The sequence below is a fragment of the Brevundimonas vesicularis genome (assembly GCF_044807075.1).
Classification (GTDB): domain Bacteria; phylum Pseudomonadota; class Alphaproteobacteria; order Caulobacterales; family Caulobacteraceae; genus Brevundimonas; species Brevundimonas vesicularis_G.
Map to the genome: position 1 here is coordinate 318,537 of NZ_CP085234.1, position 13,183 is coordinate 331,719.

Sequence of the window (13,183 nt, forward strand, 5' to 3'; positions counted from 1 at the left end):
CCCATGAGCGACAGCACTACCCATCTTGGCCACGTCCGACCCTGGCGCCACATCGAGCGTCGCAAGAGCCGCCAGATCCGCGTCGGCTCCGTCCTGGTGGGCGGCGACGCCCCGATCAGCGTCCAGTCGATGACCAATACGCCGACGACGGACGCGGCGGCGACCATCGACCAGATCCGTCAGTTGGAAGAGGCCGGCGCCGACATCGTGCGCGTCTCCTGCCCCGACGTGGAATCGACCGCCGCCTTCAGGACCATCGTGCGCGAGGCCAAGGTTCCCTTGGTCGCCGACATCCACTTCCACTACAAGCGCGGCATCGAGGCCGCCGAGGCGGGCGCCGCCTGCCTGCGCATCAATCCGGGCAACATCGGTTCGGCCGACCGCGTCCGCGACGTGATCCAGGCGGCCAAGGACAATGGCTGCTCGATGCGGATCGGCGTCAACGCCGGCTCGCTGGAAAAGGAACTGCTGGAAAAATACGGCGAGCCCTGCCCCGACGCCATGGTCGAGAGCGCGCTGAACCACGCCCGCATCCTGCAGGACCACGACTTCCACGAGTTCAAAATTTCGGTGAAGGCGTCCGACCCCTTCCTGACCGTCGCCGCCTATCAACAGTTGGCCGAGGCGATCGACTGCCCCCTGCACCTGGGCGTGACGGAGGCCGGGCCGTTGCGCACCGGCACCATCAAGTCCGCCATCGGCCTGGGGTCGATGTTGTGGGCGGGGATCGGCGACACCATCCGCGTGTCCCTGGCCGCCGATCCGGTCGAGGAGATCAAGGTCGGCTTCGACATCCTGAAGTCGCTGGGCCTGCGCCACCGTGGCGTCAACATCATCGCCTGCCCGTCCTGCGCGCGTCAGGGCTTCAACGTCATCGAGACGGTGGCGGTGCTGGAAGAGAAGCTGGCCCATATCTCGACGCCGATGAGCCTGTCGGTGATCGGCTGCGTCGTGAACGGACCGGGCGAGGCCCTCTATACCGACATCGGCTTCACCGGCGGCGGCAAGGGCGCGGGCATGATCTATCTGAACGGCAAGATCGCCCACAAACAGGCCAACGACGGCATGATCGACCACATCGTCGACCTGGTCGAACAGAAGGCCGCCGAACTGGACGCCGCACGCGCGGCGGAGCTTCAGGCGGCGGAGTAGCGGTCACTCCGCTCTGGTTGCAGAAACCGGGCAAGCGTCACAAACCTGTGATTGACGTCCGCGGGTCTGCGTGCGACCTGTGTGTCAGGTTCGGCCGGGGGGCCGTCCCGTTAATCCACTGAGGGGCCCATGATTTCCAAAAACGCCGCACGCCTTGGCGTGCGTGTACTCGCGCTTGCCGGCGTAGCGCTTTCGCTGCCTGCCTGCGCAACCGTCACGCGCGGCTCCAGCCAGCAATTCACCGTCGAAAGCACGCCACCCGGCGCTCAGGTCAGCACGTCGAACGGCTTCGAATGCCAGGCGACGCCTTGCACCTTCCGCATGCCGCGCAAGGACGGCTTCCGCATCACGGTCGCCAAGGAAGGCTATGTCTCGCAGACGCACGAGATCACCAGCAGCGTTTCCGGCGCCGGCGGAACGGCCATGGCCGGCAATATTCTGGTCGGCGGCATCATCGGCGGGGCCATCGACGCCACGTCCGGCGCCATGAACGACCTGAAGCCCAATCCTTTGGTCGTCACCCTGCGCACGCCGGCCGAAGAGGCGGCCGCGGCCCGCACTCCGGCCCCGACCACCGGCGCGCCGGGCGGTCAATAGCCGAAGACCCTGCGATTGAACGTGACACGGCGGCGGGTGCGAACCCGCCGCCGTTTTTCGTTTCAGATCACCTTGAACAGCCGCAGGGCCTGATAGCCGGCGGACAGCAGCACCACGGCGCCGACGCCGTAGGTCAGAACGCGGCGCGGGGCGATGCGGGCGATGACGCCGGCCAGGGGCGCCGCGATCAGGCCGCCCACCACCAGGCCCAGCACCGCCATGGCGTGGGTGGAGAAGCCCTCGGCCTCCCGCCAATGCCCGGTCAGAAGGGCGACCAGGAAGGTCGCGGAAATGGCGGAGGTGACGAAGAACTCCGCCGTATTGGTGGTGCCGATCGACACGCGCGGATCCTGGCCCGTGCCGACCAGGGTGGTGGTGACCGTCGGTCCCCAGCCGCCGCCGCCGATGGCGTCGAAGAAGCCGCCCACCAGACCCAGGGGGCCGGCGAACTTGCGCGGGAAAATCCGCTCGCGCGTCTGACGCGTTGCCCGCCAGATGATCACCACGCCCATGATGGCCAGATAGGTGGTGATGAAGGGCTTCAGCAGATCGCCGTCGATGCTGGTCAGGACGAAGGCGCCGAGCCCACCGCCGACGACGCCGCCGAGCGCCAGCGGCACGAACAGCTTCCAGTTCACATTCTTGTTGACCGTATGCGAGCCGGCCGAGGCCGCCGTGGTGAAGACCTCGGCGGCGTGGACGCTGGCCGACGCGGTTGCGGGCGGCACGCCGAACGACAGCAGGACGGTAGACGAAATCACGCCATAAGCCATGCCCAGCGCCCCATCCACGATCTGGGCCAGAAATCCGACGGCGAGGAAGAGCAGGAAATCTTGCATGACGGCCTCTGGAATAGGGGCGAACGGTGCGGGCTATTTCCCTAGTCGGTCAATAGGAGAAGAAGTGACGGCGGCTTGCAGAAGGGTTCGCGCCTCGAAGACGGCGGCGATGGCGTCGCGCCCGTCCTGAAGCACAGGCTGTAAAGGACAGGTCTCGACATCCGGGCAGGTCTCGCACGGGCCATAGGCGGTACGCGAGGCGCAGGGCGCGAGGGCCAGCGGTCCTTCCAGCGCGCGAATGACGTCAGCGAAGCTGATGGCGTCGGCGGGCGCGCCCAGCGCATAGCCGCCCGCCCTGCCCCGCTTCGAGGCCAGCAGACCCTGACGGCGCAGATCCAGCAGGATGGCCTCCAGGAACTTTCGCGGAGCCGCCGCCGCCTCGGCGATCTCGGCGATGGTCGCGGGACCGCCGTTCGGCAGACCGGCCAGATGCACCATGGCGCGCAGAGCATAGCGGGACCGGTTCGACAGCATGATCCGTGATCGCCCGGCTGAGCCGCCGACGCAAGCTGGGGGAACTCGATCCGACCCTCAGGCGAGGCGCGCCACCGCCTCCAGAATCTGCGCGCCGTTGTAGGGTTTCAGCACCAGGGCCTCGGCCATGTCCGCATTCTTCGCTGCGGCGGCCACATCGCCGGAAATGAAGATGACCCGCATGGCCCAGCGGTCGGTCAGGACGCGGGCCAGTTGCACCCCGGTCATCTCGCTCGACAGATTGATGTCCAGCAGCGCCGCATCGATGCTGTGCAGCGCAGCGGCGGCCTCGGCGGCGGCGGCGCTGTGGAACGGGCCGACGACATTGTGGCCCGCCTCCGTCAGCAGTTCGGTCAGGGAGGCGGCGGCGTCGGGATCGTCCTCGACCACCAGCAGGGTCAGGGCCTCGACCCCGGTCGGCGGCTTGGCGTCAAGCGGCGCCTGACGCGTGACCACGGCGCGAAGGTCGCGCCAGACCTCGGTCGAGGGGCGGTCGGTGTTCAGATCATAGATGGCGGCCATGGCCTTCAGTTCGCGCGCGTCGTCGGGCGACAGGTCGCCGCCGGTCTCGGCCAGACGGCTGTCGTACAGGCGGCACAGGCGATCGACGCTTTCGGCGACCTCGGCGGAGTTCGGCTGCGACGGGGGCGGGCGATCGAACATGGCGTCCTCCTGACGGCTGGGTGGCCTCAACTAAGGGTTCGAACGGCTCGCGTCACCGCGACTGACGCCATCGTGACCCCGCCGTTATCGCCGATCACAAGCGCGGCGCCGGCGCCGGCCCACGCCCACACACGGCTTGCAATCGACACAACGCCCCCCGGCGGGTAAGGACGGCGCTCCGCTTTTTCTCAGGACATTTCCCTCTTGCGACTGCCCCAGGCCCGTCTCGATCAGGTGCTCGACCGTTTCCACGAGGTGGAGGCGCGCATGGGTTCGGCGACCGACGGCGCCGAGATCGTGCGGCTGTCCAAGGAGCACGCCGAGCTGAAGCCCGTTGTCGATGCGGTCCAGGGCCTGGCTCGCGCGCGCGCCGAAATGGCGGACCTGGAGGCCATGACGGCCGATCCCGAAATGGCGGCGATGGCTGAGGAAGAGCTGCGGGCGCTGACCGACAGGCTGCCCGAGCTGGAACGCGAGGTCGCCCTGCTGCTGGCCCCGCGCGACGCCGACGAGAATGCCTCGGCCGTGCTGGAAGTGCGCGCCGGCACTGGCGGGGACGAGGCGGCCCTGTTCGCGGGCGACCTGTTCCGCATGTATTCGCGCTACGCCGCCTCGCGCGGCTGGCGGATCGAGCTGGATTCGGCCACCGAAGGCGACGCTGGCGGTTATAAGGAAATCATCGCCACGGTGACGGGCGAGGGCGTGTTCGGCCGCCTGAAGTTCGAGAGCGGCGTTCACCGGGTCCAGCGCGTGCCGACGACCGAGTCGCAGGGGCGCATCCACACCTCCGCGGCGACGGTGGCGGTCCTGCCCGAGGTCGAGGACGTGGAGATCGAAATCCACGACAAGGACATCCGCATCGACACCTTCCGCGCGTCGGGTTCGGGCGGGCAGCACGTCAATACGACCGATTCCGCCGTGCGCATCACCCACCTGCCCACCGGCATCATGGTGACGTCGTCGGAGAAGTCCCAGCACGTCAATCGCGACAAGGCGATGAAGAACCTGCGCGTGCGCCTGTACGACATGCAGCGCCAGGCCAAGGACCTGGCCCGCTCGGACAGCCGCAAGTCCCAGGTCGGTTCGGGCGACCGGTCGGAACGGATCCGCACCTACAACTATCCGCAAGGGCGGGTCAGCGATCACCGCATCAACCTGACCCTGCACAGCCTGCCCCAGATCATGGAAGGCGACATCGATCCGCTGCTGAACGCCCTGATCGCCGAGGATCAGGCGGCGCGTCTGGCCGATCTGGAAGCCGAGTTCGGCTGATCAGCCCAGGACGCCGGTCAGCGGCAGCCACAGCACCACGGCGGTGACGGCGGTGTAGCCGGCGAAGGCGTGCACCGACTTCAACCGGCCGCTGGCCAGGGGGCTGTCGAGATCGGCGCGGTTGACCCACAGCAGATAGGCGGCCTGGATCGCCCAACCGGCGAGGAAGGCGACCACGGCCCAGGCGCTGAGCGCCGCCAGCGCGACGCCCGACATCAGGACCACCACACCGCCCACGGCGATCACGCCGTCTGCGATCTGATCGTCTGCGGGAACGGCGATGACGCCGGACAAGGCCCGTTGCAGACGCCAGTTGAGCCAGGCCTGATACAAAAGCATCAGTCCGCCCAAGACGTAGAACATCCCTATCGCGCGCGCCGCCCACTCCATGTCCGAAATAAGGCGCCATTTTCTGCGGTTGTAATCAGGGAAAATGCGACGCCGATTCGGATCGTTAACGACCGGCGCAAATTAGACACAACCGTTGGTCTGCGAGCGCGCCCGCTAAGCTTTGGCGGCCAGGGCGCGCTGTACCGCCGGACGCGCCTTCATGCGCTCGAAATGCGCCTGGACGCGTGGGAACGCGGCGATATCCACGCCGTCGCTTTCCAGCCAGCCGGCGAAGGTGAACAGATAGGGGTCCGCGACCGTATAGGCGTCGCCCATCGCCCATTCGCCGGTCAGGTCCGCCTCGATCAGGGCGAAGCCGTCGCGCATGTTCTGCGTGACCTTGGCCGCCATCGACGCCTGAGCGGCGGCATCGTCGCTCCAGCGCGCGGCGCGGCGACCGTGGGCGTGGGCGACGTGGACGGTGGTGGCCAGATAGAGGTTGAACGACTGCATCCGCGCAAAGGCGAAGGGGTCGGTCGGCGCCAACAGGCCGAGCGGCGACAGGGCGGCGATGTGCGCCAAAATGGCCGGGCTCTCGGTCAGGACGCCCTGATCGGTCGCGAGCGCAGGAACGCGCCCCTTGGGATTGATCGCCAGATAGGCCGGCTCGCGCTGCTCGGCCCTGGCGAAATCGACCAGACGAACCTCATAGGCCAGCCCCGACTCTTCCAGCGCGATATGGCTGGCCCGGCTGCAGGATCCGGTCGCGGCGTAGAGGGTCAGCATGGTCGCGCCTCGCAGCAAAGAAAAAGGCGGCGAGATCATCGCCGCCTTTCAGGAAATCAGAGGTCCAGCAGGGCCCGCGCCGGATCTTCCAGCAGTTCCTTGACCCGGACCAGGAAAGTCACGGCTTCCTTGCCGTCGACGATGCGGTGATCGTAGCTGAGGGCCAGATACATCATCGGGCGGATCTTGACCTCGCCGTTGATGGCCATCGGGCGCTGGACGATGTTGTGCATCCCCAGGATGCCCGACTGCGGCGCGTTCAGGATCGGCGTCGACATCAGCGAGCCGTAGGTGCCGCCGTTGGTGATGGTGAAGGTGCCGCCCTGCATCTGATCCATGGTCAGCGAGCCGTCACGCGCGGCCTTGCCCAGGGCGCCGATGCCCTTTTCGATGCCGGCGAGCGACAGGGCATCCGCATCGCGGAGCACAGGCACCACCAGACCCTTGTCGGTGCCGACGGCGACGCCGATGTCATAGTGGTTCTTGTAGATGATGTCCGTGCCGTCGATCTCGGCGTTGACGGCCGGGATCTCATGCAGGGCCGCGACGACGGCCTTGGTGAAGAAGGACATGAAGCCCAGCTTCACGCCGTGGCGCTTTTCGAACGCGTCCTTGTACTGGGCGCGCAGGGCCATGACGTTGGTCATGTCCACCTCGTTGAAGGTGGTCAGCTGGGCGGCCGTGTTCTGCGATTCCTTGAGGCGACGGGCGATGGTCTGACGCAGGCGCGTCATCTTCACCCGCTCCTCACGAGGCTGGTCGGCGCGCGGCGCGGCGGGCGCTGCGGCGGCGGCAGGGGCCGGAGCCGAGGCCTGGCCGATGGCGGCGATGGCGTCGGCCTTGGTGATGTTGCCCTTCGGTCCCGTGGCGTTGATGGACTTGGGATCCAGATTGTTCTCGCCGACCACGCGCTGAACGGCGGGCGACAGGGTTTCATTCTTGGCGGCCGAGACCTGGGCCGAGCCGGTGTTGGCCGGGGCGGCGGCAGGCGCCGGAGCGGCTGCGGCGGGAGCCGAAGCGGCGGCGCCCGAACCCGAGCCCGATCCTGAGATTGAGCCGATCTTCTGGCCCGGAGTGACGGTCGCGCCTTCGTCGGCGGCGATGGTCAGAACGCCGTCAGCCGGGGCCGACACCTCGACCGCGACCTTGTCGGTCTCGATCTCGACCAGCAGTTCGTCCTTCTTGACCGCATCGCCGTTCTTCTTGACCCACTTGCCCATCGAGCCCTCGGCGACGCTCTCGCCCATGACCGGCACGGTGATGTCGATCGCAGCGGCGGCGGCCGGAGCAGCGGCGGCCGGCGCGGCCTTGGCGTCAGCCTTGGCGGCCTTGGCCGGGGCAGCGGCGGGCGCAGCGGCCGGAGCAGCGCCGGCGGACGCGCCTTCCGTCACCGAACCCAGGACCGTGCCGGGAACGACGTTGTCGCCCTCGGCCGCCTTGATGTCGCCCAGCACGCCGTCGGCGGGCGAGACGACTTCCAGCGAGACCTTGTCGGTCTCCAGCTCGACCAGCAGTTCGTCCTTCTTGACCGGATCACCGACCTTCTTGGTCCACTTTGCGATGGTGGCTTCGGTGACGGATTCACCGAGGGCGGGGGTCAGGATGTCGGCCATGTCAGGTCCAGCTCGTCTCTAGTCGGTCTTTTATACGTGTATCAGGCGAAGGCTTCGGTCGTGAAGGCTTCGAGTTCCTTCAGGTGCCGGCTCATCAGACCGGCGGCGGTCGAGGCCGAGCCGGGGCGGCCGACGTAGCGGGCGCGCTTGGCCTTCACGTCCAGCTTGTCCAGCGTCAGCTCCAGCCACGGATCCACGAAGGTCCAGCCGCCCATGTTCTTCGGCTCTTCCTGGCACCAGACCAGTTCGGCGTTGGGGAAGCGGGCCAGTTCCTTGCGCAGCGACTGGATCGGCCACGGATAGAACTGCTCCAGACGCAGGATGTAGACGTCGTCCACCGCCTGGCCGTCCTTGGCCTTCTTCTCACGCGCGTCCAGCAGGTCGTAATAGACCTTGCCTGAGCACAGGATGACGCGGCGGATGTCCTTGTCCGCCTTGATCGTGATGCCGGCGATCTCCGGCCGCGTCTGGGCGTCGTCGTGCAGGACGCGGTGGAAGGCCGAGCCCTCCGCCAGGTCCGCCATGGACGAGACCGCCTTCTTGTGACGCAGCAGCGACTTGGGCGTCATCAGGATCAGCGGCTTGCGGAACGGCCGGTGCATCTGGCGACGCAGGATGTGGAAGTAGTTGGCCGGGGTGGTGCAGTTGGCGACCTGCATATTGTCTTCGGCGCATTGTTGCAGGAAGCGCTCAAGACGGGCCGAGGAGTGTTCCGGTCCCTGGCCTTCATAGCCGTGCGGCAGCAGCATGGTCAGGCCGCTCATGCGCAGCCACTTGCGTTCGCCCGAAGAGATGAACTGGTCGATCACCACCTGGGCGCCGTTCACGAAGTCGCCGAACTGGGCCTCCCACATGACCAGCGTATTGGGGTCGGCCAGCGAATAGCCGTACTCGAAGCCCAGCACCGCCTCCTCAGACAGGGCTGAGTCGATGACTTCGAAATTGGCCTGGCCTTCGCGCAGGTTGTTCAGCGGGATGTAGCGCTCTTCGGTCGTCTGATCGATGATGCCCGAGTGACGCTGCGAGAAGGTGCCGCGCACCGAATCCTGACCCGACAGACGGATCGGGAAACCTTCATCGACCAGGCTGGCGAAGGCCAGGCTCTCGGCCGTGGCCCAGTCCAGGCCCTGGCCCGAGGTGATGGCTTCGCGGCGACCATCGATGACGCGCTTCAGCGTCTTGTGCATGTCGACGCTGTTGGGGATCGTGGTCAGGCGGTGGCCCAGGTCGGTCAGCTTGGCCAGCGGCACGGCGGTGTCGCCGCGCAGCTCGTCCTTGGGCGACTGGAAGCCCTGCCACTGGCCGTCCAGCCAGTCGGCCTTCTCGGCGGACCAGGTCTTGCCGGCCTCGAACTGCTCGTCGAGGAATTTCTCGAACCGCTCGACCTCGGCGTCCACCTCGGCCTGGCTGATCACGCCTTCGGCGACCAGACGCTGCGAATACAGTTCGCGGGTCGAGGGCTGGGCGCGGATCTTCGAATACATCAGCGGCTGGGTGAAGGTGGGGTCGTCGCCTTCATTGTGGCCGAAGCGGCGGTAGCAGAACATGTCCACCACCACGTCCTTGTGGAACTTCTGGCGGTATTCGGTGGCCACCTTGGCGGCGAAGACGACCGCTTCGGGGTCGTCGCCGTTGACGTGGAAGATCGGCGCCTGGACCATCAGGGCCACATCCGACGGATAGGGTGACGAGCGCGAGTTGCGCGGGCTGGTGGTGAAGCCGATCTGGTTGTTGATGACGAAGTGCAGCGTGCCGCCGGTGCGATAGCCCTTCAGCCCCATCAGGGCGAAACATTCGGCCACAACGCCCTGGCCGGCGAAGGCGGCGTCGCCGTGGATGAGCAGCGGCACGACCTTGGAACGATCCAGCGCCCACTGGCCCTCGGGCACGCCCTCGTTGGCCTCGCGAATGTCGAACGCCTGTTTGGCGCGCGCCTTGCCCAGCACGACCGGGTTGACGATCTCGAGGTGAGACGGGTTGGCGGTCAGCGACAGGTGGACGTGGTTGCCGTCGAACTCGCGGTTCGACGAGGCGCCCATGTGATATTTGACGTCGCCCGAGCCTTCGATGTCGCTCGGCACGGCCGAGCCGCCCTGGAACTCGTGGAAGATGACCTTGTAGGGCTTGCCCATCACGGCGGCGAGCACGTTCAGGCGCCCGCGGTGGGCCATGCCCAGCACGACCTCGTCGACGCCCAGCGAACCGCCGCGCTTTATGACCTGCTCCAGCGCCGGGACCATGGCCTCGCCGCCGTCCAGACCGAACCGCTTGGTGCCGGGGAAACGCTTGTGCAGGAAGCGTTCGAAGCCTTCGGCCTCGACCAGCTTGGACAGGATGGCCAGCTTGCCTTCCTTGGAGAAGGCGTTCTGCTCGAACTTGTCGGCGCCTTCGAACCGCTGCTGCAGCCAGGATTTCTCTTCCGGTTCAGCAATGTGCATGAACTGGATGCCGATATTGCCGCAGTAGGTGCGCTTCAAGATCTCCAGCACTTCGCGGATCGTGCCGGTCTGAAGACCGAGCACGCCGTCCAGGAAGATCGGACGATCCAGATCGGCGCCGCTGAAGCCGTAGAATTCGGGCGTCAGCTCGGGGTTCTCGACCGGCTGCTCGATGCCCAGCGGGTCCAGCTTGGCTTGAAGGTGCCCGCGCACGCGATAGCTGCGGATCAGCATCAGGGCGCGGATGGAATCGTGGGCGGCGGCGCGGATCGCATCGGCCGAGACGTCGGCGGGCGCGACCTTGGGCGCAGCAGCCGGCGCAGCGCCGGGCTTTTTGGGATCGGGCTTGGGCCCAATCTTGGATTCTGGCCAACGGCCGTCGAAGACGCCGGTCTCCTCCGTCGGATCGGTCGCCACGCCGCGCCCCCAGCTGCCGGCTCCGGCCGAGGCGGTCACCAGCGCGGCGTTGTCGCGCAGCTGGTCGAAGAAGGCTTTCCATTCGGCGGAGACGGAGCCGGGGTCTTTCGCCCACTTCTCCTGAAGCTCCTCAACATAGGCCGCATTGGACCCGTAGAGGAATGAGGTCTCGGCAAAGACCTGGTTCAGCCGACCGGCATCGTCCGCCATCGTTTCACAATCCCTGGGCCCCGACGGACACATCTCCGTGAGGGGCGCGCCCGTCATATAGGCGTCGTTTCCTGACGGGTCATGACCGAAACGGGGCAATTTGGTAGGAAATTGGTCGCAGGCCCAAGAAAAAACGCCCCCGGCCTGAGCCGAGGGCGTCCATCAATGCGTCACTCGGCATATTTGATGCCGAAACGCGATCAAGCAGAGCGCATCAACCCTTCAGGACTTCGACAAGGGTCTTGCCGAGGCGCGCGGGCGATTCCGACATGCGGATGCCGGCGGCTTCCATCGCCGCGATCTTGGATTCCGCATCGCCCTTGCCGCCCGAGACGACGGCGCCGGCGTGGCCCATGGTGCGGCCCTTCGGAGCGGTACGGCCCGCGATGAAGCCGGCCATCGGCTTCTTGCGGCCCTTCTTGGCTTCGTCGATCAGGAACTGGGCGGCGTCTTCTTCCGCGCCGCCGCCGATTTCGCCGATCATGATAATCGAGGTGGTTTCCTCGTCGGCCAGGAACAGCTCCAGCACGTCGATGAACTCGGTGCCCTTGACCGGGTCGCCGCCGATGCCGACGGCCGTGGTTTGGCCCAGGCCTTCGTTGGTGGTCTGGAACACGGCTTCATAGGTCAGGGTGCCCGAACGCGACACGATGCCGACCGAGCCCTTCTTGAAGATATTGCCCGGCATGATGCCGATCTTGCACTCGCCCGGCGTCAGGATGCCGGGGCAGTTCGGGCCCAGCAGGCGCGACTTGGAGCCTTCCAGGCGACGCTTGACCTTGACCATGTCCATCACCGGGATGCCCTCGGTGATGCAGGTGATGAAGGGGATTTCGGCGTCGATGGCTTCAATGATCGCGGCGGCCGCGCCCGACGGCGGGACGTAGATCACCGAGGCGTCGGCGCCCGTGGCGTCGCGGGCTTCGGCGACAGAGGCGTAGATCGGCAGGCTCTCACCGTGCGATCCGGTCCAGTTCGTGCCGCCCTTGGACGGGTGCACGCCGGCGACCATCTGGGTGCCGTGATAGGCCAGGGCCTGTTCGGTGTGGAAGCCGCCGGTCTTGCCGGTCAGGCCCTGGACAATGATCTTGGTGTTCTTGTCGACGAGGATGGACATGGGTCTGTGCTCTGAATTCGATGTGTCAGCGGGGCGGTGGCGAGTAAGGCCGAAGCCTTAGCCGACCGCCGCGACGATCTTCTGGGCGGCGTCGTCGAGGTCGTCGGCGGCCTGGATGGTAAGCCCCGACTCGTTCAGGATTTTCTTGCCCAGTTCGGCGTTGGTGCCTTCCAGACGCACGACCAGCGGCACCTTCAGGCCCACTTCCTTCACGGCCGCGACCACGCCCTCGGCGATGACGTCGCACTTCATGATGCCGCCGAAGATGTTGACCAGGATGCCCTGGACGTTCGGGTCGGCGGTGATGATCTTAAAGGCCGCCGCGACCTTCTCCTTGCCGGCGCCGCCGCCGACGTCGCAGAAGTTGGCCGGCTCCTTGCCGTACAGCTTGATGATGTCCATCGTCGCCATTGCCAGACCGGCGCCGTTGACCATGCAGCCGATGTTGCCGTCCAGCGAGACGTAGGCGAGGTCCCACTTGGACGCTTCGATTTCCTTGGCGTCTTCTTCGGTTTCGTCACGCAGTGCCTTGATGTCGTCGTGGCGGAACAGGGCGTTGCCGTCGAAGCTGACCTTGGCGTCCAGAACGCGCAGATGGCCGTCCTTCATCACGATGAGGGGGTTCACCTCCAGCATGTCCATGTCCTTCTCGACGAAGGCCTTGTACAGCGCGGGGAACAGCGACTTGGCGTCTTCGGCCGCGGCGCCCGTCAGGCCGTAGGCGGCGGTGATGGCGGCGACGTCGGCGTCGGTCACGCCCGCGCTCGGGTCGATGACGATGTTCTGGATCTTCTCGGGCGTGTCGTGGGCGACGGTTTCGATGTCCATGCCGCCTTCGGTCGAGACGACGAAGGCGATGCGGCCATAGGCGCGATCGACCAGCAGCGAGCAGTACAATTCACGCTCGATGTCGGCGCCGTCCTCGATGTAGAGGCGGTTGACCTGCTTGCCGGCGTCGCCCGTCTGGGCGGTGACCAGGGTGTTGCCCAGCATTTCCTTGGCGTGAGCGACGGCTTCCTCGACCGAGAAGGCCAGGCGAACGCCGCCCTTGGCGTCGGCCGGCAGTTCCTTGAACTTGCCCTTGCCGCGGCCGCCGGCGTGGATTTGCGACTTCACGACATAGAGCGGGCCGGGCAGCGACTTGGCGGCCGCCTCGACCTGATCGACCGACGTCACCGCGACGCCCTCGGCGACGGGTGCGCCGAAGCCTTTGAGGACCTGCTTGGCCTGATATTCGTGAATGTTCATAGGGGACCGTCGCAACCGCTGCTGGGA

The 13,183-nt window shown here is 66.6% G+C and carries 12 protein-coding genes; 3 read left to right on the top strand and 9 right to left on the bottom strand.

Annotated features, from left to right (window positions below; translation table 11 throughout):
• Positions 1 to 3: 3 nt before the first annotated feature.
• Together ispG and LG306_RS01575 are read left to right on the top strand one after the other, a co-directional pair.
• Complete coding sequence (ispG, locus tag LG306_RS01570) at positions 4 to 1,152, top strand: flavodoxin-dependent (E)-4-hydroxy-3-methylbut-2-enyl-diphosphate synthase (protein WP_404417529.1); 1,149 nt, start codon at positions 4 to 6, stop codon at positions 1,150 to 1,152.
• A 129-nt stretch (positions 1,153 to 1,281) separates the two neighbouring features.
• Positions 1,282 to 1,749, top strand: coding sequence for a PEGA domain-containing protein (locus LG306_RS01575; protein WP_404417532.1), 468 nt, complete (start codon positions 1,282 to 1,284; stop codon positions 1,747 to 1,749).
• Between the two features lie 62 nt (positions 1,750 to 1,811).
• On the opposite strand, the gene LG306_RS01580 is transcribed toward LG306_RS01575, so the two are convergent.
• From LG306_RS01580 to LG306_RS01590, 3 genes are read right to left on the bottom strand one after another with little or no spacing between them, the layout of a single operon-like run.
• Positions 1,812 to 2,588 carry a sulfite exporter TauE/SafE family protein gene (locus LG306_RS01580; RefSeq protein WP_404417535.1) on the bottom strand — a complete coding sequence of 259 codons (777 nt, stop codon included), beginning with the start codon at positions 2,586 to 2,588 and terminating at the stop codon, positions 1,812 to 1,814.
• A gap of 33 nt (positions 2,589 to 2,621) precedes the next feature.
• On the bottom strand, positions 2,622 to 3,062 hold the full coding sequence (locus LG306_RS01585) for an RrF2 family transcriptional regulator (protein ID WP_404417538.1): 441 nt from the start codon (positions 3,060 to 3,062) through the stop codon (positions 2,622 to 2,624).
• Between the two features lie 57 nt (positions 3,063 to 3,119).
• Complete coding sequence (locus LG306_RS01590) at positions 3,120 to 3,725, bottom strand: response regulator (RefSeq protein WP_404417541.1); 606 nt, start codon at positions 3,723 to 3,725, stop codon at positions 3,120 to 3,122.
• 204 nt (positions 3,726 to 3,929) lie between these two features.
• On the opposite strand from LG306_RS01590, the gene prfA reads away from it, so the two are divergent.
• On the top strand, positions 3,930 to 4,997 hold the full coding sequence (prfA, locus tag LG306_RS01595; RefSeq protein WP_039245776.1) for a peptide chain release factor 1: 1,068 nt from the start codon (positions 3,930 to 3,932) through the stop codon (positions 4,995 to 4,997).
• Here prfA and LG306_RS01600 read toward each other — a convergent pair whose 3' ends face one another.
• The 6 genes from LG306_RS01600 to sucC all read right to left on the bottom strand — a co-directional run bounded on the left by LG306_RS01600 (position 4,998) and on the right by sucC (position 13,156).
• Positions 4,998 to 5,360 (bottom strand): hypothetical protein, encoded by a 363-nt coding sequence (locus LG306_RS01600; RefSeq protein ID WP_404417545.1) that lies wholly within the window; start codon positions 5,358 to 5,360, stop codon positions 4,998 to 5,000.
• 141 nt (positions 5,361 to 5,501) lie between these two features.
• A complete protein-coding gene (locus LG306_RS01605) occupies positions 5,502 to 6,113 on the bottom strand; it encodes a glutathione S-transferase family protein (protein ID WP_404417548.1) in 612 nt (203 codons plus the stop codon).
• Positions 6,114 to 6,169: 56 nt separating this feature from the next.
• On the bottom strand, positions 6,170 to 7,726 hold the full coding sequence (gene odhB / locus LG306_RS01610) for a 2-oxoglutarate dehydrogenase complex dihydrolipoyllysine-residue succinyltransferase (RefSeq protein WP_404417551.1): 1,557 nt from the start codon (positions 7,724 to 7,726) through the stop codon (positions 6,170 to 6,172).
• A gap of 41 nt (positions 7,727 to 7,767) precedes the next feature.
• On the bottom strand, positions 7,768 to 10,791 hold the full coding sequence (locus LG306_RS01615) for a 2-oxoglutarate dehydrogenase E1 component (protein WP_404417554.1): 3,024 nt from the start codon (positions 10,789 to 10,791) through the stop codon (positions 7,768 to 7,770).
• Between the two features lie 214 nt (positions 10,792 to 11,005).
• Complete coding sequence (gene sucD, locus LG306_RS01620; RefSeq protein ID WP_404417557.1) at positions 11,006 to 11,908, bottom strand: succinate--CoA ligase subunit alpha; 903 nt, start codon at positions 11,906 to 11,908, stop codon at positions 11,006 to 11,008.
• Positions 11,909 to 11,965: 57 nt separating this feature from the next.
• The gene (sucC, locus tag LG306_RS01625) at positions 11,966 to 13,156 is read right to left on the bottom strand and encodes an ADP-forming succinate--CoA ligase subunit beta (protein ID WP_112862887.1); all 1,191 of its coding nucleotides are present in this window, start codon (positions 13,154 to 13,156) and stop codon (positions 11,966 to 11,968) included.
• Between the last annotated feature and the right edge of the window lie 27 nt (positions 13,157 to 13,183).